At 63.9% G+C, this 20,890-nt stretch carries 19 protein-coding genes and 1 other RNA gene; 10 read left to right on the plus strand and 10 right to left on the minus strand.

Annotation, left to right across the window (positions count from 1 at the left end; translation table 11 throughout):
* Positions 1-44: 44 nt before the first annotated feature.
* Both ACU8HS_RS16965 and ACU8HS_RS16970 read right to left on the minus strand, forming a co-directional pair.
* Positions 45-1,130: an AbrB family transcriptional regulator gene (locus ACU8HS_RS16965; protein WP_112569032.1), complete on the minus strand. Its 1,086-nt coding sequence runs from the start codon at positions 1,128-1,130 to the stop codon at positions 45-47.
* A gap of 161 nt (positions 1,131-1,291) precedes the next feature.
* Entirely contained in the window at positions 1,292-2,194 is a 903-nt protein-coding gene (locus ACU8HS_RS16970) for a LysR family transcriptional regulator (protein WP_447014735.1), read from the minus strand.
* A 91-nt stretch (positions 2,195-2,285) separates the two neighbouring features.
* Here ACU8HS_RS16970 and ACU8HS_RS16975 point away from each other — a divergent pair, with 91 nt between their 5' ends.
* From ACU8HS_RS16975 to ACU8HS_RS16985, 3 genes are all read left to right on the plus strand, one after another.
* Entirely contained in the window at positions 2,286-3,335 is a 1,050-nt protein-coding gene (locus ACU8HS_RS16975) for an aldo/keto reductase (RefSeq protein ID WP_447014736.1), read from the plus strand.
* A 103-nt stretch (positions 3,336-3,438) separates the two neighbouring features.
* On the plus strand, positions 3,439-4,851 hold the full coding sequence (locus ACU8HS_RS16980; protein WP_113499512.1) for an FAD-linked oxidase C-terminal domain-containing protein: 1,413 nt from the start codon (positions 3,439-3,441) through the stop codon (positions 4,849-4,851).
* An 89-nt stretch (positions 4,852-4,940) separates the two neighbouring features.
* Positions 4,941-8,630: an AsmA family protein gene (locus ACU8HS_RS16985; protein ID WP_447014737.1), complete on the plus strand. Its 3,690-nt coding sequence runs from the start codon at positions 4,941-4,943 to the stop codon at positions 8,628-8,630.
* 24 nt (positions 8,631-8,654) lie between these two features.
* On the opposite strand, the gene ACU8HS_RS16990 is transcribed toward ACU8HS_RS16985, so the two are convergent.
* The 4 genes from ACU8HS_RS16990 to ssrA all read right to left on the minus strand — a co-directional run bounded on the left by ACU8HS_RS16990 (position 8,655) and on the right by ssrA (position 10,221).
* A complete protein-coding gene (locus ACU8HS_RS16990; protein ID WP_377311462.1) occupies positions 8,655-8,876 on the minus strand; it encodes a ribbon-helix-helix domain-containing protein in 222 nt (73 codons plus the stop codon).
* An 83-nt stretch (positions 8,877-8,959) separates the two neighbouring features.
* Complete coding sequence (locus ACU8HS_RS16995; protein WP_112569044.1) at positions 8,960-9,148, minus strand: DUF4169 family protein; 189 nt, start codon at positions 9,146-9,148, stop codon at positions 8,960-8,962.
* Positions 9,149-9,199: 51 nt separating this feature from the next.
* Complete coding sequence (locus tag ACU8HS_RS17000) at positions 9,200-9,712, minus strand: SspB family protein (RefSeq protein ID WP_112569046.1); 513 nt, start codon at positions 9,710-9,712, stop codon at positions 9,200-9,202.
* 132 nt (positions 9,713-9,844) lie between these two features.
* Positions 9,845-10,221: a transfer-messenger RNA gene (gene ssrA / locus ACU8HS_RS17005) on the minus strand.
* 114 nt (positions 10,222-10,335) lie between these two features.
* Here ssrA and ACU8HS_RS17010 point away from each other — a divergent pair.
* The 6 genes from ACU8HS_RS17010 to ACU8HS_RS17035 all read left to right on the plus strand — a co-directional run bounded on the left by ACU8HS_RS17010 (position 10,336) and on the right by ACU8HS_RS17035 (position 15,966).
* A complete protein-coding gene (locus ACU8HS_RS17010; RefSeq protein WP_447014738.1) occupies positions 10,336-11,130 on the plus strand; it encodes a thymidylate synthase in 795 nt (264 codons plus the stop codon).
* A gap of 13 nt (positions 11,131-11,143) precedes the next feature.
* Entirely contained in the window at positions 11,144-11,665 is a 522-nt protein-coding gene (locus ACU8HS_RS17015) for a dihydrofolate reductase (protein WP_447014739.1), read from the plus strand.
* A gap of 146 nt (positions 11,666-11,811) precedes the next feature.
* Positions 11,812-12,897 (plus strand): FtsH protease activity modulator HflK, encoded by a 1,086-nt coding sequence (hflK, locus tag ACU8HS_RS17020; RefSeq protein ID WP_447014740.1) that lies wholly within the window; start codon positions 11,812-11,814, stop codon positions 12,895-12,897.
* A gap of 12 nt (positions 12,898-12,909) precedes the next feature.
* Entirely contained in the window at positions 12,910-13,869 is a 960-nt protein-coding gene (gene hflC / locus ACU8HS_RS17025) for a protease modulator HflC (protein ID WP_447014741.1), read from the plus strand.
* Positions 13,870-13,881: 12 nt separating this feature from the next.
* Positions 13,882-14,067, plus strand: coding sequence for a DUF2065 domain-containing protein (locus ACU8HS_RS17030; protein WP_447014742.1), 186 nt, complete (start codon positions 13,882-13,884; stop codon positions 14,065-14,067).
* 150 nt (positions 14,068-14,217) lie between these two features.
* On the plus strand, positions 14,218-15,966 hold the full coding sequence (locus ACU8HS_RS17035) for a Do family serine endopeptidase (protein WP_447014743.1): 1,749 nt from the start codon (positions 14,218-14,220) through the stop codon (positions 15,964-15,966).
* A gap of 33 nt (positions 15,967-15,999) precedes the next feature.
* Here ACU8HS_RS17035 and ACU8HS_RS17040 read toward each other — a convergent pair whose 3' ends face one another.
* From ACU8HS_RS17040 to serB, 3 genes are read right to left on the minus strand one after another with little or no spacing between them, the layout of a single operon-like run.
* Positions 16,000-16,302, minus strand: coding sequence for a BrnA antitoxin family protein (locus ACU8HS_RS17040; RefSeq protein WP_377311460.1), 303 nt, complete (start codon positions 16,300-16,302; stop codon positions 16,000-16,002).
* Positions 16,265-16,558 carry a BrnT family toxin gene (locus tag ACU8HS_RS17045; protein ID WP_447014744.1) on the minus strand — a complete coding sequence of 98 codons (294 nt, stop codon included), beginning with the start codon at positions 16,556-16,558 and terminating at the stop codon, positions 16,265-16,267. Before ACU8HS_RS17045 ends, ACU8HS_RS17040 begins: the two co-directional genes overlap by 38 nt.
* A 47-nt stretch (positions 16,559-16,605) precedes the next feature.
* Positions 16,606-17,496 (minus strand): phosphoserine phosphatase SerB, encoded by an 891-nt coding sequence (gene serB / locus ACU8HS_RS17050; RefSeq protein WP_447014745.1) that lies wholly within the window; start codon positions 17,494-17,496, stop codon positions 16,606-16,608.
* Here serB and miaA point away from each other — a divergent pair.
* Positions 17,495-18,391, plus strand: coding sequence for a tRNA (adenosine(37)-N6)-dimethylallyltransferase MiaA (gene miaA / locus ACU8HS_RS17055; RefSeq protein ID WP_447014746.1), 897 nt, complete (start codon positions 17,495-17,497; stop codon positions 18,389-18,391). The genes serB and miaA overlap by 2 nt on opposite strands.
* A gap of 319 nt (positions 18,392-18,710) precedes the next feature.
* Here the strand turns inward: miaA and ACU8HS_RS17060 are convergent, their stop codons facing one another.
* The gene (locus ACU8HS_RS17060) at positions 18,711-20,738 is read right to left on the minus strand and encodes an ATP-binding protein (RefSeq protein ID WP_447014747.1); all 2,028 of its coding nucleotides are present in this window, start codon (positions 20,736-20,738) and stop codon (positions 18,711-18,713) included.
* Positions 20,739-20,890: the final 152 nt, after the last annotated feature.

The following is a 20,890-nucleotide window of genomic DNA, read 5'->3' on the forward strand; positions in this document are numbered from 1 at the left end:
AGCCGAAGCACCGGTGCGTTGAAGCGCCGGTGCTTGATCTCCGCTCAGGCGGAATTTTCAGCCAGTCCGGAGCGCCTGGCGATGAAGCGGGCGAGCGCCGGGCCGATCAGCAATATGATCAGGAAACGGCCGGTCTGCATGGCCATGACGAAGGGCACGTCGACATCGCTCGAGGCGGCGATGATGGCGACGGAATCCGCGCCGCCGGGGCTGGTGGCGAGATAGGCGGTCAGCGGGTCGATGCCGGCGAATGTGTGAAGCGCCACCGCCATGCAGCCGCAGAGCGCCATCAGGATGATGATCGAGGCCGAGACGCGCGGCAGGGCGCGGGCGGCATGTTTGATGATGGAGCGGGTGAAACGCAGGCCGATGCTCCAGCCGATCATCGCGTAGCTCAAGGCCAGGATCCAGGTCGGCAGCTCGATCTTGAGGAGGCCGAAACCCTGCAGCACGGCGCCGGCAAACAGCGGAACCACGATATTGCCGCCCTGGATGCGGAAGCGGAAGACCGCGTAGCAGCAGAGGGCGGCGAAGGCGACGGTGAGGGCGAAGGCCGGCCAGTCGACCGGCGGGAAGAAGATGACAGGCGGCGGCGCCTCGCCATCGGCGGCTACCCAGAGGCGGGAGATGACGGAGGCGCCGACGGCGACGAAGACGACACGCAGATATTGCATGAAGGCGACGAGGCGGGCATCGGCGCCATAGGCTTCCGACATGATGACCATGGCCGAGGCGCCGCCGGGCGTCGAGCCCCAGACGGCGGTGGTGCCGGGCAGCACCTGCCAGCGCGTCAGGAGCCAGCCGAGGCCGGCAGCGATGGCGATGACGGAAACGATGAAGACGAAGAAGAGCGGCGCGTCCTTCGCCATGGTGCCGAGGATGTCGGGCGTGATGTTGCGCGCCATCAGGAGGCCGACCAGCACCTGGCCGAACTGCAGCGGCCAGTAGGGCACGCGCAGCTGCCCCTTGCCGATGGTGAGCGCCAGGACGATGGCCGCGACCATCGGGCCGATCAGCAGCGAGGCGGGCAGGGCAAAGAGTTCGAGGAAGAGGACGAGAATGGCCGACAAGGCGAGCAGCAATGCCCATTTGGGCAGGCTCGCTTTCTGATGGAAGCTGCTTGCGTCCAAAATTGTAGTCCCCGAACTTTTCGACCGGAGCAGGCCCGAAGGCGAAGGTGGGAGGAGGCCCCGGCAGCATGAAGAGGCCGGCTGCGAGGGCCGGCAGGCGCAGCCCCGGTATAGGCGCGCGGCGGCCAAGGGGTCAATTGCGGAATCTGGCCTTTTTGCGCCTAAAGCCTGACGTGTTCGGCAAGGAAATCGAGCAGGGCGCGAACGCGCGCCGGCAAGGGGCCGCCCTGGCCGATATAGACGGCATAAAAATCCTCGACATCGCCGGGATTGAGCGCTTCCAGCACCGGAACGAGCCGGCCGGCGGCGATGTCGGCGCGAACGGTGAAGTCGGCGAGGCGGGCAAGGCCGGCGCCCGCGAGGGCCAGATAGCGCATGGCCTCGCCATCGCCGACCTGCAGGCCCGGCGTAAGCGGGATGGTGACTGTCTCGCCATTGTCCATGAGCGACCAGCCTTCCAGCGCCCGGGCATAGGAAAAGCCGATGCGGCGATGGGCGTGCAGCTCTGCGACCGAGCGCGGCTCGCCATGCCGCTTGAGATAGTCGGGCGAGGCGACGATGGTCTTTCTCGCCGAGCCGAGCTTGCGGGCGATCAGGCTCGACGTCTTCAGCGGCCCGGTGCGGATCGCCACATCGGCGCGCTCTTCCAGGAGATCGACGATCCTGTCGGTATGGGTAATATCGAGCGTCACGCCCGGATGCCCGGCCATGAAGGCCGGGATCAGCGGCGCGAGAACATGGTTGCCGAAGGAGCCGCTGGTATTGACGGCGATGCGGCCGGCCGCCTGTTCGCCGGCCGAGGCGAAACGCTCGGCCTCCGATATGTTGGCGAGGATCGCCACGCTGCGCTCGTAGAAGGCGCAGCCTTCCGGCGTCAGCTGCAGCTTGCGCGTCGAGCGGTTGACGAGGCGGGCGCCGAGCCTTGCTTCCAGCCGGGCGACCAGCTTGCTGACGGCCGACGGCGTCATGCGCCGCGCCTCTGCGGCGGCGGAAAAGCCGCCGCGTTCGACGACGCTGACGAAGACTTCCATTTCGCCGGATCGATTGATGTCCTGACGGCTCATGATGAATTGAAATCACAGATGATATGCTTCGAGGCAATCTATATCATCGAGCCGGCCGGGTCTATCTCTTCACGAAACAGGAGATCGGATCATGGAATACAGAAATCTCGGCGCATCGGGCCTGAAGGTGCCGGTGCTGAGCTTCGGGGCCGGCACTTTCGGCGGCAGCGGGCCGCTTTTCGGCGCCTGGGGCACGACGGACGCGCAGGAGGCGCGGCGGATGGTGGATATCTGCCTGGAGGCGGGTGTCGCCCTGTTCGATACGGCCGACGTCTATTCGGCCGGTGCTTCCGAGGAGGTGCTGGGGCAGGCGATTTCGGGAAGGCGCGATGCGGTGCTGATCTCGACCAAGACGGCGCTGCCGATGGGCGAGGGGCCGAACGACTGGGGTACGTCGCGGGCGCGGCTGATGCGCGCGACCGAGGATGCGCTGCGCCGGCTCGGCACCGACTATATCGACCTTCTGCAGCTTCACGCCTTCGATGCCTCGACGCCGGTCGAGGAGGTGCTTTCGGCGCTCGACCGGCTGGTTGCGTCGGGCAAGGTGCGTTATGTCGGCGCGTCCAATTTTTCCGGCTGGCAGCTGATGAATTCGCTCGGGCTTTCCGAAAAATACGGCTACCCGCGTCATGTCGCCCACCAGGTCTATTATTCGCTGGCGGGCCGCGACTATGAGTGGGAGCTGATGCCGCTGGCCGCCGACCAGCAGGTGGGGGCGCTCGTCTGGAGCCCGCTCGCCTGGGGGCGGCTGACCGGCAGGATCCGGCGCGGTGCGGCGCTTCCCGAGGCAAGCCGGCTGCACCGGACGGCGGATTATGGCCCGCCTGTCGACGACGAGAGGCTTTTCGATATTGTCGATGTGCTGGACGCGATCGCTGCCGAGACCGGCAGGACGGTGCCGCAGATCGCCATCAACTGGCTGATCGGCCGGCCGACGGTTGCAAGCGTCATCATCGGCGCGCGCAACGAGGAGCAGCTCAGGCAAAATCTCGGGGCCGTCGGCTGGCGGCTGACGCCGGAGCAGATCGGGCGGCTGGATGCGGTCAGCGCCGTGACGCCGCCCTATCCCTATTTTCCCTATTATCGGCAGGAGGGCTTCGCGCGGCTCAACCCGCCTGCGGTTCCTACAACAAAGCCCTGATGACATCTTCCCGAATCTTGGCTGGACAGCCGCTTTGACTTGCCTCATACCCGGCCTGCTACAGATGCTGTAGCAGGCTGTGGAATGCAGGGAGATCAAGGGCATGGCACTGCGCGACGCAAAGGCCGGGGTGCGAAACGAGGCGGGCATCGAGGCCGTCACCGGCATTCTCAAACAGCGCTTCGGAGAGCGCTTCCAGACCGGCCAGGCTTTTCGCGCCCAGCATGCGCACACGACCACCTATATTCCCGCCCAATTGCCCGACGGCGTGCTGTTTGCCGAGACCGCCGACGATGTGAAGACCGTCGTCAGGGCCTGCGCCGACCATAAGGTGCCGGTGATCGGCTTCGGCACCGGCTCCTCGCTCGAGGGGCAGGTCAATGCGCCGAACGGGGGCATTTCCATCGATTTCAGCCGGATGAACCGGGTGCTCGAAGTCAATCCCGAGGATCTCGACTGCACGGTCGAACCGGGCGTCACGCGCGAGGCCCTGAACCTCCATCTGCGCGATACCGGCCTGTTTTTTCCGATCGATCCCGGCGCCAACGCCTCGATCGGCGGCATGACCTCGACGCGGGCCTCCGGCACCAATGCCGTACGTTACGGAACGATGAAGGACAATGTGCTTGCCGTTACGGCAGTCACCGCATCCGGCGAGGAAATCCGCACGGCGCGGCGCGCCCGCAAGTCGTCCGCCGGCTACGACCTGACGCGGCTTTTCGTGGGGGCGGAGGGTACGCTCGGCATCCTGACCTCGGTGACGCTGCGCCTGCACGGTATTCCGCAGAAGATCGCCGGCGGCGTCTGCGCCTTCCCGAGCGTCAAGGCGGCCTGCGACGCCGTCATCATGACGATCCAGATGGGTATTCCGGTCGCGCGCATCGAGCTTGTCGATGCGCTGCAGATGCGCGCCAGCATCGCCTATGCCAAGCTTCCCTATGAGGAAAGCCCGGCGCTCTTCCTCGAATTCCACGGCACGGAGGAGACGGTGGCGCTGCAATCGGCCGCCTTTGCCGAGATCGCCGCCGAATGCGGCGGCGGCGAATTCAAATGGGCGGCGAGCCCGGAGGAGCGGACCAGGCTCTGGAAGGCGCGTCACGACGCCTATTGGTCGGTGCGGGCGCTGGCGCCGGGGCTTGCCGTACTTTCGACCGATGTTTGTGTTCCGATATCGCGGCTTGCGGATTGCGTTGCCGAAACGCAGGCCGATATTGAGGCAAACGGTTTGCTGGCGCCGATCGTCGGCCATGCGGGCGACGGGAACTTCCATGTGCAGCTTCTGTTCGACGACAAGAGTGCGGCGGGTATTGCCACGGCCGAGGAATTCGTTGCCCGGCTGAACGCGCGGGCGCTGGCGATGGACGGAACATGCACGGGCGAACACGGGATCGGGCAGGGGAAAATGGCGTTTCTGGAGCAGGAGCTCGGGGGGAGCGTGGATCTGATGCGCCAGATCAAGCGGTCGCTCGATCCCGACAATATCCTCAATCCCGGCAAGATTTTTTATCTGGGCTGAAAATGGAACAATCTCATGATCTTGGCCCTTGCTCCCGGCATGAATAGCGCTAGTGTCGGCAACAGAATCCCGAATGGAGAATCCCTGACTTGGTAGGCCGGTTCCTCGTCTTTCTAGGAGGAGTGATCGTCGTAGTGCTCTTCGTGGCGCTGCTGGCACCGCTGTTCATCGACTGGACGGACTTCCGCAAGAATTTCGAGGATCAGGCAAGCCGCATCATCGGCAAGAAGGTGACGGTTCACGGCACGGTCGATGCGCGGCTTCTGCCCTTTCCGTCCGTGACGCTGCATGACGTGCGCGTCGGCCAGGAGGAAGACGGCACGCCGGTCGTGCAGGTCGAGCAGTTCTCCATGGATGCCGAGCTTGCGCCGTTCCTGTCCGGCGAAGCGCTGATCTTCGACATGCGCGTCGTCAACCCCAAGGTGCGGCTGCGGCTTCTGAAGGACGGCTCGCTGGACTGGATGCGCGGCAGCCAGCCGGAAATCCCGGCCAAGACGGTCGTTCTGGAAAACGTGCATGTCAACGGCGGCGAGATCGAGTTCGTCGACGACCAGTCCGGCCGTTCGCGCAGCGTGACGGGACTGAACGCCGAGATGTCGGCGAAATCGCTCGCCGGTCCATGGCGTATCGAGGGCGACGGCTCGCTCGACGGCGAACATGGCAGTTTCTCCGTTTCCAGCAATCAGCCGGACGACAGGGGCGTGCTGCGCGTGCGCACCCGGCTTGCGCCGGACAAGCATCCCGTCACGGTCGATCTCGACGGCGAGCTGAAGCTGGTCGACAGCCGGCCGAACTATCAGGGCACGCTCTCTGCCGCGATCGAAAGCCGCGAGGGCAAGACCGAGAAGGGGGAGGCGCCGCCGCGCCTCAAGGGGCGTTTCGAGCTTACCAACGATCGCATCCGCATTCCCGAATACCGCATGGAAGTCGGCTCGACCAGCGACCCCTACGTGATCACCGGCGAGGCGACGCTCGATACCGGCAGTGCGCCGGAATTCCTGCTGACCGCCGACGGCCAGCAGATCGACGTCAACCGCATCGGCAATCAGGGCGCGGCCGGCAAGACCAATCGCGACCCGGCCGTTTCGGCGCGCCAGCGGCTGAGCTCGCTGCTCGATATTGTCGGCCAGGTGCCGATCCCGCAGGTGCCGGGCAAGGCGACGGTGCGCCTGCCGGCCATCGTGGCCGGCGATACGACGATCCGCGACGTGGCGCTGGAACTAGAGCCCGCCGGCAACGGCTGGATGATCGACAGTGCCGTCGGCACGCTGCCCGGCCGCACGCAGGTGGAAGGCAAGGGCAAGCTGACGCTGACGGGCGATCCCTCCTTCAACGGCCAGATGGTGGTTGCCTCCAGCCAGCCGACGGGGCTCGCCTCCTGGCTGGCGGGCTCGGTCGACCCGGCCATCCGGCAGCTGCGGCAGGCGGGCTTTTCCGCCAATGTCAGCCTGACGCACGATCTGCAGCGCTTCGAGAATCTGGAAATCGCGATCGGCGCCGCGACGCTGAAAGGCCGGCTGGAGCGGCAGGCGACCGAGGGCCAGACGCCGTCGCTTTCGGTGGCGCTGAACGGCGATGCGCTCGACCTCGATGCGCTGCGGGCGCTGACCGGGCTCTTTACCGGCCAGGATGCCGGCGACAACGTGCTCGACCACCGGATTGCCGCGCAGCTCAAGGCCGACAAATTCACCGCCTTCGGCGTGCAGGCCGAGAATGTCGAGACCACGTTTACGCTCGCTGACGGCGCGCTTTCCGTCGACCGGCTTTCGATCAAGAACCTTGCGGGCGCGGAACTGACGGCGACGGGCAAGGCCGAGGGATCGCTGCTCGACTACAAGGGCACCGGCGAGATCACCTTCAAGGCCGCCGATCCCGGCCCCTTCTTCGCCATGCTGCGCGAGCACCTGCCGCATCACCCGGTCATGGACCGGCTGGTGCGCAACGCGGGCTGGTACGGCAACACGGCGCTGCGCGGCGCGCTGACGCTCGGCGGCGATGACGGCAACGCGCTGGCGGTGACGCTGGCGGGTGTCACCAATGGCAGCCGCGTCAATCTCGACTACCGTATGTCCGACCTCCTGGCGCTGACCGGCAACGGCACGACGACGCTTGAAGCGACGCTCGACAATGCCGTGCCGTCGATCCTCTTCGGGCAGGCGGGCCTCGATCCGCTGCCGGTCGATGCCGGCGCCAACGGGCGCCTGACGCTGAAGGTGACGGCAAGCGACAACGATCCGGCCGATGCGGCGCTGACCTTTGCGACCGACCGGACCTCGTTTACGGCAAACGGCAAGGTCGATGTGCGGCCCGATACGTTCATGAACGGCAATGTCGCCGTTTCGCTCGAAAGCGCGGATCTCGACCCCTACCTGGTCATGAACGGCATCGCCCTGCCGGAACTCGGCACCGGGCTGCCCTTCAAATTGCAGACCAATGCGACGATCGACGCCGACAAGATTGTGCTTGCCGATCTCAACGGCCATGCGGCCGACAATGATTTTTCGGGCGCGCTGACCTTCGACCGCAAGGCGGCAAAGACGAGTGCCAGCGGCGCGCTTACGCTTGCCAAGGCCGATCTCGGCTGGCTCGGCGAGGCCGTGTTCGGGCAGATCCGCGACCCCGCCAACGGCCAGCTGACGACGGCGGCGCTCGGCCTGCCGCTCTTCCGGGATATCGACGTCAACCTGAAGCTCGCCGCCAAGCAGTTCTGGCCGGGGCTTTTCAACACGGCGGTCAACGATTTCACCTCGAACGTTACCTACAAGGGCGACGAGCTGCAGCTCAACGACATGGCCGGCGGCTGGGAGGGCGGGAGGCTCTCCGGCAACCTGCTCTTCACCAATGCCAACGGCACGGGCTTCCTGCAGTCGCGGCTGGCGCTGGCCGATTCCGATCTTGCCGGCGTCATCTGGCCGCGCGACGGGGCGCCCGTCGCCAACGGCAAGTTCGGCATGTCGCTGGCGCTCGAAGCCTCCGGCAAGTCCGTTTCCGAGATTGCAAGCTCGCTGAACGGCTCGGGGGAAATCCGGCTCGGCGAGACGAGCGTCCGCGGGCTCAACCTTGCGATCCTGGCGCCGCTTCTGGCGGCGACCGATCCGATGCAGGACCAGATCAATGCCGGCAAGGTGCATCCGATCGTCGAGACGCTGCTCAACAACGGCGAGGCGAAGCTGCCGCCGCTCGGCATTCCCTTTAACGTGACCGACGGAACGCTGCGGATCCAGAATGTCAGCGTCGCCAACGATCTGGCGCACCTGACCGGCGATGCGCAGATCGAACTGCCGCAGGAGCGCATCAGCGCCACGCTCGCCATCGGCTTCAATCCCGGAGCGGAGGCGCTTTCCGGCGCGGAGCCCGGCATCCGGCTGAATTTTTCCGGCCTGCTGGCCTCGCCGGGCAAGACGATGGATGTGACCGACATCACCAGCTATCTCTCGCTGCGCGCCTTCGAGCGCGAGCGGCGGCGGGTCGAACGGCTGCAGGCCAACGTGCTGGAAAAACAGCGGCTGCGGCGCGAGGTGGCGCTCTATCGCTTCAACGACGCCCAGCGGGTTGCTGCTGCCGAAATCGAGCGGCAGCGGCAGGCGGAAGAGCAGCGGCTGCGCGTCCTGGCCCAGGAGGCGGCCCAGCGCAAGGCCGAAGCGGAGGCGCGTGCCAGGGCCGAGGCGGAAGCGAAGGCAAAGGCTGCGTCTGAGGCCGAGGCCGCGCGTCGGGCCGAACAGCCCCTGCCGCCCGGCCAGCTCAATTTCGACCAGCTGCCGGGCGTTCAGGCCCAGTAGCAGGCGCCTGCGTGGGCCGGCCGGTCAGGCGCTCGCGGCGCCGTTTTTCAGCCAGTACAGGACGTGCAGGCGCAGCGCCGAGGAGAGGTTGCTGTCAGGCGCGCGGCTGTCGTCTATTTCCGATATCAGTGCCGCGAGCGGCACGGAGCGACTTGCGGCAATCGCCTTCAACTCGGTCCAGAATTCGTCTTCCAGCGAGAAACTGGTGCGGTGCCCGTGCAATGTCGCCGAATGTTTGCGGATCATCGGCCTGCTTCGTCTTCGTTGAGAAAGCGATTCAGTCAGGAATCGCATCTGGTTGATCGCTCAGGCTTTTCACCTGCCGGCGATCAGCTCTTGTCGTCTTCGATCCGGCCCTGATCGAGCGCCTTTTCGGCCTTCTCGTTAAGGGCGCGGGTCAATTGCTTTTCGGCCTTGGTGCGGCCGTGGGAGATACGGTTCTGCTCTGCCTGCTTCTCCTTTTCGGAGCGAGCCTGCTGCTTGCGGAACTGGCGCAAATTGACGATTTCGGCGCTCATGCGGTTGCCTCCGTCATGAAAGAAAAAGGGAGGCTTTCGCCTCCCTCGGCATTACTGCTTCTTGCGGAACGAATCGAGCGATACGACGGAGCCCGGTTTCTTTTCCTCGCCTTCTGCGGCGGGCTTTGCGGCCGTATCATCGGCCTTGGCTGCGTCAACCGGATAGGCGGTGATCTCGGCAGCGGGCAGTTCCTCGCCATCGCTCAGCGGCACGTCGAACTCCAGCTCGAAATTGACCGAGGGGTCGTAGAAACCTCTGATGGCGTTGAAGGGGATAACGAGCTTTTCCGGCACGTCGGAGAAGGACAGGCCGATCTCGAAATGGGATTCGGTGATCTTCAGGTCCCAGAACTGGTGCTGGATGACGATGGTCATCTGCTCGGGATATTTCGACTTCAGGTGCTGCGAGATGCGCACGCCGGGAGCGCCCGTGAGAAACGTGATGAAGAAGTGATGGTCGCCGGGCAGTCGGCCCGTCGTTGCGACTTCGGCCAAGACCTTGCGGATGACGCCGCGCAGCGCGTCCTGTGCCAGAATGTCGTAGCGGATATGATCCTGCCCCATGCTTTTCCTGTCTTTCGTCGGTTTGGAAGTCTTTTCACGAACTTATATGGCACGTCCCGGCGCTTTGGGAAAGCGCCAAGCCGATTCATGCGTCCGCCGAGCATACATGATTTCGCTGAAAAAGGGGAGAAAGGTGAAGGCTTCTGTTGCCAGGTGCCTTCGGACCCCGCCTTACGGGGCTAGCCGTAAGGACTTAGAGCGGAATTCCCGCACCGCCATTAGGCAGCGAGAGCGTATTCCTTAGCGTTGTTGTCGTTTGCAACTACACTTGTGACCCGATAACGGCGGTATCATGCCGAGCGAAAAGTCGATCTTTACACCCTTGTCGATCCTGTTTCGCCCCCATCAAAAACAGGCCCTTCTCCCAAAGGATAGCCGCCTGCTTTTGGTGGAGGCGCCGGGTACCGCCCCCGGGTCCAATAGGTTTATTCCACCGCCCGTTTATCGCCATAGCCGGCCCGAAAGCCGGCATGGGTGATATAGTGTTTTTGTCGCGGCAAGGGAAGGGGATACGTCACAAAAGCGTCGTGTCCGGCAGCGATTTTGCTTGGATATTCAGCCGGCAGCATTGGTTTTGAGCCGCTTTGCCCTTAAATTGACGGCAAAAGGAATCGGCTGACACCATGAAGCAATATCTCGACCTCCTGAGCCATGTGATGGAAAACGGCACCGACCGCGGCGACCGCACGGGTACGGGCACGCGCTCGGTCTTCGGCCATCAGATGCGCTTCGATCTCGAAGCCGGTTTTCCGGTGCTGACGACGAAGAAGCTGCACCTGCGCTCGATCATCCACGAGCTTCTGTGGTTCCTCAAGGGCGAGACCAATATCCGCTACCTGCACGAACACGGCGTCAGCATCTGGGACGAATGGGCCGACGAGAACGGCGACCTCGGCCCCGTCTACGGCGCGCAGTGGCGCTCCTGGCCGGCACCCGACGGCGGCCATATCGACCAGATCGACAATCTGGTGAAGGGCATCGTCAGGAACCCGAATTCGCGCCGCCACATCGTCTCGGCCTGGAACCCGGCGGAAGTGGACAATATGGCGCTGCCGCCCTGCCACTGCCTGTTCCAGTTCTACGTAGCCGACGGCAGGCTTTCCTGCCAGCTCTACCAGCGCTCGGCCGATATTTTCCTCGGCGTGCCCTTCAACATCGCTTCCTACGCGCTGCTGACGATGATGGTGGCGCAGGTGACGGGCCTGAAATATGGCGAGTTCGTCCACACGCTCGGCGACGCGCATCTCTACCACAACCATTTCGACCAGGCGAAGCTGCAGCTGACGCGCCAGCCGCGTGCTCTGCCGCGCATGGCGATCAAGCGCGACGTCAAGGACATCTTCGATTTCGTCTACGAGGATTTCGAACTCGTCGGTTATGAAGCCGATGCCAATATCAAGGCGCCGATCGCTGTTTAAGGCCAGAACGCCGATGTCCGATATCCGCAAGACCATCTTCGTCGCCGTTGCGCGCAACGGCATCATCGGACGCGACGGCGACATGCCCTGGCGACTTTCGACCGATCTCAAGCGGTTCAAGGCGATGACGGTTGGAAAGCCTGTCGTCGTCGGCCGCAAGACTTTCGAAAGCTTTGGCGGCAAGCCGCTGCCGGGGCGTCAGCACGTGGTGATCTCGCGCAATGCCGATATCGATCATCCCGACGTGCATATGGCCCGTTCGCTGGGCGAGGCGATCGGCATGGCGCAGGACCTGGCGCGCAAGCAGGGCGAGAGCGAGATTTCCATTCTCGGCGGCGGCCAGATCTACGCGCAGGCGATGGAGATTGCCGACCGCATGTGCATCACGCATGTGGAGGCCGACGTGGATGGCGATACCGCTTTTCCGCCCATCGACCCCGTCGTCTGGGTGGCGGTCGAAAGCCTTGATGTTCCGGCCGGGGAAAAGGACACCTATCCGACCCGTTTCGTCGTTTATGAACGTCGAGATGCCTGAAAAGGAACTATTTTCCAATTAAATTGACCAAGTTTCTGACGCCGCGTTGAAAGCTTATGCGGCGATACCTATAACGGTCCCATCGCATCCGCCGGCAGCCCCCACGGCGGTCGGATGTGTGGGAGTTAACGAACAACGAGGTTTTGATGCCCTGGAGCAATCAGAATGGCGGCGGCGGCCCTTGGGGCGGCGGCGGTAACAATCAGGGACCATGGGGGCAGGGGCCGAACCGTCCGCGCGGTGGCGGCGGCAAGGGCGGTCCGCCTGATCTGGAAGACATTATCCGTCGCGGACAGGACCAGCTGCGGGGCATCGTGCCCGGCGGTTTCAACGGCGGTGTCGTTGCGATCATCGTCGCAGTCATCGCGATCTTCTGGCTTTTCCAGTGCATCTACGTCGTCCAGCCGGACGAGCGCGGCGTGGAACTGCGCTTCGGCAAGCCCAAGGAAGAGATTTCCATGCCGGGCCTGCATTTCCATTTCTGGCCGTTCGAGACCGTCGAGACGGTCAAGGTGACGGTGCAGCAGCAGAATATCGGCGCGACGACGGCCGGCTCCTCCAGCGGGCTGATGCTGTCGGGTGACAGAAGCGTCATCAACGCGCAGTTTGCCGTCTTCTATACGATCAGCGATCCGAAGGCCTATCTCTTCGGCGTCGAGAACCCGGCCGAAACGCTGCAGCAGGTTTCCGACAGCGCCATGCGCGAGATCGTCGGCCGCCGTCCGGCACAGGACGCTTTCCGCAGCAACCGCCAGCCGATCGAGACGCAGGTGCTCAATATCGTCCAGGATACGATGAACCGTTACGGCGCCGGCATTACCGTCACCGGCGTGACGATCCAGAACGTGGCGCCGCCGCGCGAGGTCGCCGATGCCTTCGAAGAAGTGCAGCGTGCCGGCCGCGACCGCGACAGCACGATCGAGGACGCAAACCGCTATACGAACCAGAAGCTCGGTCAGGCACGAGGCGACGCCGCCCGTATCCGCGAAGACGCAGCCGCCTACAAGGATCGCGTCGTCAAGGAAGCGGAAGGCGAGGCCCAGCGCTTTACCGCCATCAACGACGAATATTCGAAAGCTCCCGACGTGACGCGCAAGCGCCTGTTCCTGGAAACGATGGAGCAGGTCCTGAAGAACTCCAAGAAGGTCGTGATCGACGACAAGCAGGGCGTCGTGCCCTACCTGCCGCTCAACGAGATCACCAGACCGACGACCACGGCACCGGCACGATAGGGAGGTTGAACCATGGTATCGAACAGACTTCCCGCCATCCTGATCGCGGTCGCGGTCGTGCTTGTCATTCTCTATTCGTCGATCTTCGTGGTCAACGCGCGTGAGCAGGCGATCGTCGTGCGCTTCGGCCAGATCCAGTCGGTCAAGAGCGAGCCGGGCATCTATTTCAAGCTGCCCTTCGGCTTCATGGATGCCGACCGCGTGCAATATGTCGAAAAGCGGGCGCTGAGGCTCGACCTCGACAATATCCGCGTTCAGGTCCAGGACGGCCAGACCTTCGATGTCGACGCCTTCGTGATCTACAATATCGCCGACGTGCGCCGTTTCCGCGAAACCGTGTCGGGCGACCGCGACGCCGCCGAGGCACGGCTGCGCGCGCAGCTCGATTCCTCGCTTCGCCGCGTCTACGGTCTCAGGGACTATAATGCGGCGCTCTCCGAAGAGCGTGTGGCGATGATGCTCGAGATCCGCGACGACCTGCGCATCGACGCCGAAAACCTCGGCCTGCATATCGACGACGTGCGCATCCGCCGCACGGACCTTTCGCCGGAAGTGGCGCCGAACACCTACAACGCCATGCGCTCCGAGCGTCTGGCAGAGGCCGAGCGCATCCGCGCCGAGGGTAACGAAGAGGGCCAGCGCCGCCGCGCCGTCGCCGACCGCCAGGTCGTCGAGATCACCGCCGATGCGCAGCGCGATTCCGAAATCCTGCGTGGTCAGGGCGACGCGGAACGCAACCGCATCTTCGCCGAATCCTTCGGCAAGGATCCGGCCTTCTTCGAGTTCTACCGCTCGATGTCGGCCTATTCCTCGGCTCTGTCCTCGCAGGACACGATGCTGGTCCTGTCGCCGACGTCGGAGTTCTTCCGCTATTTCGACAGTGCGAACGGCAATCAGGCGCAGGCCCCCGGACAGACCGGCGGCCTCGTGCCGCCGGCAGCGCCCGAAGCTCCGGCCCAGCCGGCGAACTGAACGACGGATTGAATGCAGGACTTCCTGACGGGACTTGCATTCTTCCTCATCATCGAGGGGCTGGCCTATGCGCTGGCCCCTCGTTTTCTGGTCGAGATGGCACGGCTGCTTCCCACGATTGCGGAGCGGCATCTCAGGGCTTTCGGGCTGGCCGCGATGGCGCTTGGCGTGGGTCTCGTCTGGCTTTTGCGAGGCTAGAGCCTTTCCTGGTTAGATTGCTGCAATCTAACCAGGAAAGGCTCTCGATCACATTCGCACGGGGATTTCTCGAAAAGGTGATTTCGCCCTCCATCATTCCGCCTTATGCTGATGGTGTATGTGCGCCTTTACCCCAGACGAGGAAGCTTGATGGCCCCCACGACACGCTCGCCCTTCAGACGAACGCTCGCGCTCCTGGCCGGCACTGCCCTTCTGGCACATGTCGGTGCAAGCGGTATTGCGCATGCGCAGACCGCTCCGGCTCCTGCGGCGCCTGAACAGGCAGCACCGGCCCCGGCCGCTCCTCAAGCGGCGCCGGTTTCGCCCACCGCGGTCGCGCCGGCAGCGCCGCCGATGCAGATGACGGCCCCGGCCAACGGGCCGGCTTCCGTGGCCGACCTGGCCGAGGGGCTGCTCGATGCCGTGGTCAATATTTCGACCTCGCAGAACGTGAAGGACGACGAGGGCGTCGGTCCTGCGCCGCGCGCGCCCGACGGCTCGCCCTTCCAGGAATTCTTCAACGATTTCTTCAACAAGCAGCAGGGCAATCGCGGTTCGAACCACAATGTCAGCTCGCTCGGCTCCGGCTTCGTCATCGACCCCTCGGGCTACATCGTCACCAACAACCACGTGATCGAGGGCGCCGACGATATCGAGGTCAATTTCGCCAACGGCACCAAGCTCAAGGCCAAGCTGATCGGCACGGACACCAAGACCGATCTTTCGGTGCTCAAGGTCGAGCCGAAGCAGCCGCTGAAATCCGTCAAGTTCGGCGATTCCAGCGTCATGCGCATCGGCGACTGGGTGATGGCGATCGGCAACCCGTTCGGCTTCGGCGGATCGGTGACGGTCGGCATCATTTCCGGGCGCGGGCGCAACATCAACGCCGGCCCCTACGACAATTTCATCCAGACGGATGCGGCGATCAACAAGGGCAATTCGGGCGGTCCGCTCTTCAACATGAAGGGCGAGGTGATCGGCATCAACACGGCGATCATCTCTCCGTCGGGCGGCTCGATCGGCATCGGCTTCTCGGTGCCGTCGGAACTTGCTTCCGGCGTGGTCGACCAGCTTCGCGAATATGGCGAGACGCGGCGCGGCTGGCTCGGCGTGCGCATCCAGCCCGTCACCGACGAAGTGGCCGACAGCCTCGGCCTCGACAGCGCCAAGGGCGCGCTGGTTGCCGGCGTCATCAAGGGCGGACCGGTCGACGACGGCTCGATCAAGGCCGGCGACGTCATCCTGAAATTCGACGGCAAGGCCGTCACGGAGATGCGCGACCTGCCGCGCGTCGTGGCCGAAAGCCCCGTCGGCAAGCAGGTCGACGTCGTCGTGCTGCGCGACGGCAAGGAGCAGACCGTGAAGGTGACGCTCGGCCGTCTCGAGGACAGCGATCAGGCCGCCGCCGGCGACAGTTCCAGCGACGACGGGGTCATCAATCCCGATCCCGGCGAGAATAACGATATGGACGAGCCGGATCAGGGCGGCGATAACCAGACCGCACCTGACGGACAGGATCCGCAGCAGGGACAAGGCCCGGACCAGCAGGGCCAGAGCCAGCCCCCCGGCCAGGATCAGGCGACGCCCGGCCAGACCGCGCCCAAGCATGTGCTCGGCCTGTCGCTCTCGCTGCTCAGCCCCGAAACCCGCAAGGCCTTCGGCATTGCCGAAAGCGTCGACGGCGTTGTCGTGACCGAGGTCGCGCCGGGCTCTGCCGCTGCCGAAAAGGGGCTGAAGGCCGGTGACGTGATCGTCGAGGTGGCGCAGGAATTCATGAAATCGCCGGATGCCGTGGCGAACAAGGTGCAGTCGCTGAAGCAGGAAGGCCGGCGCAATGCGCAGATGATGGTCGCGTCCGCCAATGGCGACCTGCGGTTTATCGCGGTGCCGATGGAATAGGGTCGAGCACAGACCTAAAAGCAAAAGGAGCGCTCAGCCGCTCCTTTTTTCTTGTTCCATGACATAACGACGTAGAGCCGTGTTGATCTCTGTCTGGTAGCCGCGACCATTCGAATGTTCCTTGAACCATTCGATGATATCTGCGTCGAGGCGGATGGTGACGGGCTGCTTGACCGGCTTGTAGAGATTGCCCTTCCGCGCGAGAAGCCAACGGTCGTCAGTAATTTCGGGGATATCGCTGGTATCGATGTCCTTGTCTTCAAGCGCTTCCAAAGCGCGAAGCTCCGCCAGTTGTTCTTCAGTCAAAGGCCGCTTGCTCATATCGTCTTCTCTCATGCGATGTCGCTTTTCGAGCGCTGATGATACGGACCAATTCAATTCCGCTGCTGTCGCGAATGGTATGCACCGCGACAAGTACTGTCGTCAGTCCGACGGTTCCAACAGCAAGCCATCTTTCTTCACCGTCATAAGTGGCATCCGGAAAGACCAGGTAATCCGGATCGTCCCATATGAGGGATGCAGTCTCGAACGAGATGCCGTGCTTGGCCTTGTTCGCCCGGTTTTTATCCACATCCCATTGAAATTTCGGCATCGAAAGCTCTACAAAATTGTATGTACAAATCTGTAAAATTCAAGACCTCAAACCGTAACAAAATCCGTCTTGCGATAGCCCTGGATATAAAGCAGCGCCGTCAGATCACCGTGGTTGATGCGCATATCGGCTTCGGCGGCGACGGCCGGTTTGGCGTGCAGCGCGACGCCGGAGCCGGCAAGGTGCAGCATGCCGAGGTCGTTGGCGCCGTCGCCGACCGCGATAGCGTCTTCCGGCGTGATGCCGAGGCGGGCGGCGATGTCTTCCAGGGCATCGACCTTGGCCTGCTTGCCGAGGATGGGTTCGGCGACCTGGCCGGAGAGGAAGCCGCCTTCTTCGAGCAGGATATTGGCGCGGTTTTCGTCGAAGCCGAGAGTTGCTGCGATGCGGCTCGTGAACACCGTGAAGCCGCCGGAGACGAGGGCGGTGTAATAGCCCTTCGATTTCATGGTGGCGATGAGTTCCGGGCCGCCCGGGGTCAGGGTGATGCGCCTGGCGATCACCTCGTCGACGACGGAGATCGGCAGGCCTTTCAGGAGGGCGACGCGTTCACGCAAGGCGGGCTCGAAGGCGATTTCGCCGTTCATGGCGCGGGCGGTGATCGCCGCGACCTTTTCCTTGAGGCCGACTTCGGCGGCGAGTTCGTCGATGCATTCCTGGCCGATCATGGTCGAATCCATGTCGGCGATCAGCAGCTTCTTGCGGCGGGTTTCCTGTTCCTGGACGACGAGGTCGATCGCCGCGCTGCCGATGACGGCGAGCAGATCGGCCTCGGCTGCCTGTCTGCCGGTGCCGTCTGCGAGCACGATATCGCAGGCAATGCCATCCGCCAGCCAGTAGAGCCCGGATGCCTTGACGGCATCTGCCGCACGTTCGGCGATCGCGGGCGAAAGAACGGGGTTTGACGGATTGGCAACAAGCGTGGCAACGAGGGCCATGATGGAAAACCTTCTGAGCGCTATGAACGCGATCCTGATAACCGGGCCGACCGCCAGCGGCAAGTCCGCGCTCGCGGTGGAATTGGCCAAACAGCATGGCGGCGTGGTGATCAATGCCGACAGCATGCAGGTCTACGACACATTGCAGGTGCTGACGGCACGGCCCTCGGACGAGGACATGGAAGGCGTGCCGCATCATCTCTACGGCCATGTGCCGGCGGGAGCGGCCTATTCGACGGGCGCCTGGCTGCGGGACGTGACGGCGCTTCTGCCGCGCATCCGCGCAGAGGGCAAGCTGCCGGTCTTCGTCGGCGGCACGGGGCTCTATTTCAAGGCGCTGACGGGCGGGCTCTCGCAAATGCCCGCCATTCCCGAGGAGATAAGGCAGCGGCTGCGCGCGCGGCTTCTGGAAGAGGGGCCGGAGGGATTGCACGCTGAACTGGCCGGGGCCGATCCTGCCGTTGCGGCAAGCCTGAACGCGCAGGACGGGCAGAGGATCGTGCGGGCGCTTGAAGTCTTCGAGGCGACGGGCCAGTCGATCGCCGATTTCCAAGGGCAGGCGGGACCCGTGATCGTCGATCCCGACACGGCGCGCAAGATCGTCGTGCTGCCGGATCGCGCCGTGCTGCACCAGCGCATCAACGGGCGTTTCGCAAAGATGCTGGAGCAGGGGGCGGAAGAGGAGGTGAGAGCGCTTCTGGCGCTCGGTCTTTCATCGGAAATGCCGGTCATGAAGGCGATCGGCGTGTCGCAGATTGCGGCCATGCTGCGCGGCGAGATGGGCCGCGATCAGGTTATCGAGCGCGGGGCGGCTGCGACACGGCAATATGCCAAGCGGCAGATGACCTGGTTCCGCAACCAGATGGACGAAAGCTGGGAACGGTTGGCGGTTTAGGTTGGAGAGATTTTCCAGGCTGCATATGCAGGGGTGCTCAGAGTTGATCGCGAGCCTCGCTGTTGGCCCCCCCTTCGCCCCATCGGGGAGAAGGTGGCCCGAAGGGTCGGATGAGGGGGCTACACGACACATCCTTAATTTCTACCTTTGCTTCGCAATCGGCAAGTCCAGAGCCTGGAGCCCCCTCATCTGCCTGCCGGCATCTTCTCCCCCAGGGGAGAAGACACTCGCGGCGGCGTCTGCTTTTCGATTTTACGATAGCGATCGCTGAAAGGGAGGTTTTCTCGCAGTGCGCGCCAGCAGCGTTCGTAATCCGCCCTCAGTCCTTGTTGTAGAGGCTGCTCAGCGGCTTCTTCAGGATGCTTTCGCGCAGCGACATGCCGCCTTCGCGGCGGGGTGCCGCCTGTTCGCCGAAGGCGGGCTTGGGCTGCTCGTCGCGGCGCATTTCGCGACGCAGCGCTTCCAGGCGTGCGTCGATGGAGGTCTGCGGCGAGAGGGGCGGGGATTCCGGCTGCGGAGCGCGGGCCTGCGGCAGCAGGGCGGGACGATAGGGTTCGAGCGGGGCCTCCGGAGCCGGCGGGGCGGCATAGGGCTGGTCGAAACCGTCGTCGGCGAAATCGTCTTCCGGCTCGTAATCCGCCATTGCGGCGCTGTAGCTCTGCTGGAAGCTGGAAATATCCGGACCTGACGTGATTGCCCGCATGCGGGTCACGATGCGGCGCAGGTCGACGGTGTCGGGATCTTCCTCGGCATGTTTGCTGGTGGCGCTGTGCGCCTTCGGCAGCAGGCTTTCGTCGACGCGCAGGAAGCGCATGCGCATCGGCACGCGGATCGCCTCGCCGAAGGCGATTGCCTCGCCGTTGCCGATCGAGGAGATGAAGCTCGTCGTCGAGATCGAGGAATTGGGAATGGCCGAGCGGATGATTTCCTGGTCGCGGTCGTTGGCAAGGCGCATGGCAAACAGCGTCGAGCACTGCGACAGGATCGTCTGGTCGAGTTCGCCGGGGCGCTGGGTGATGATGCCGAGCGACACGCCGTATTTGCGGCCTTCCTTGGCGATGCGGGCAATCGCCTGGCGCGTCGGGACGAAGCCGAGATTCGGATCGGACGGGATGTAGCGGTGCGCTTCCTCGCAGACGACCAGCATGTGGATGGCGCCGTCGCTCCAGAGCGCGATTTCGAAGGCCATGCGGCAGAGCACCGAGGCGACGGAATTGACGACTTCCGAGGGGATGCCGGCAAGCTGGAACGTGCAGATCGGCCTGTTGTCGCCGGGGATGCGGAAGATCTGCGCGATGGTCTCCGTGATCGTGTCGCTGATCGTGTTGCTGGAGAACATGAAGTGGTAGCGTGGATCGTTGATCGCGGCGATGATGCGCATCTTCAGCGCGCGCAGGAAGGGTTTTTCGGCGCGGCCTTCCAGCCTGCCGATCCGTTCGTCGATCAAGGCGAGCAGGTCGGCGATGCGGTAGGGGACCGGCGTGTCGGCGGTGATCGAGCTCTTTTCCGTCGTGCGGCGCACCAGCGAGCTGTCGCTGCCACGGAAGGCGCGTTTGGCCTCCGGCAGGATATCGCGCAGCATGTCGAGTTCTTCCGGCACCGGCGGGCGGCCGCGGAAGACGACCTCGGCGAATTCCTCGAGCCGCATCAGCCAGAAGGGCAGGTCGAGCGTATCGGTATCGATGGTGACGGCGTGTTTGGGGAAGGCGGCGGCAAATTCGTTGTGCGGATCGAGGATCAGCACGCGCAGCTTCGGATCGGCCTCGATCGCCTTGTGCAGGAGCAGCGAGACGGCGGTCGACTTGCCGACGCCGGTGGAGCCGACCACGGCGAAATGCTTCGACAGCATCGAGGGAACGTGGATCGCCGCGTCGATGCTTTCATCCTGCGTCAGGTTGCCGATGACGGCGGTGGCGCCCTTGCCGGCATCGTAGATGCGCATCAGGTCGGCGGCGCGGATGCGGTGGGCGATGGCGCCGAGATAGGGATAACGCGAAATGCCGGTCGAGAATTCCTCGCGGCCGTCCTCGTCGACGCGCACTTCGCCGAGCAGTTCCGTCTCGATGCGGAAGACGTTGTCCTGGCCTTCGCCCCAGCCCTGGTTGCCGGTGTTCATGGAAAAGACGAGGGCGACGACGCGGTTTCTGCCGACGCTGATCGAAATCAGCCGGCCGACGGACCACAATTCGGTAAGGTCGGTGCCGCCGTCTTCCGCCACGGCGGCGATGGTGGCGCGTGAACCGCTGCACGCAACGACGCGCCCGAGGAACCTGTTCCCCGGCGTAAGGCTGTCGCGGCGGTCCTGCTCGCCGGCTTTGCCTGTCGTCATCATGTCGTTGTTGAGCAAAGGGTTACTCCCTGCATTAAAGCGCAGGATATAGCCGATCCTTTAACAAATCCTTCAGCCGCGGAACCGGGCGGCCGGGGCGGATGACGCGTGTCCGATTTTTTATTGCGGAATGCGTTGACGCTGCGAAATTTTCTGTCTATCAATTCCGC

Source organism: Rhizobium sp. KDH_Rht_773_N (assembly GCF_052946295.1).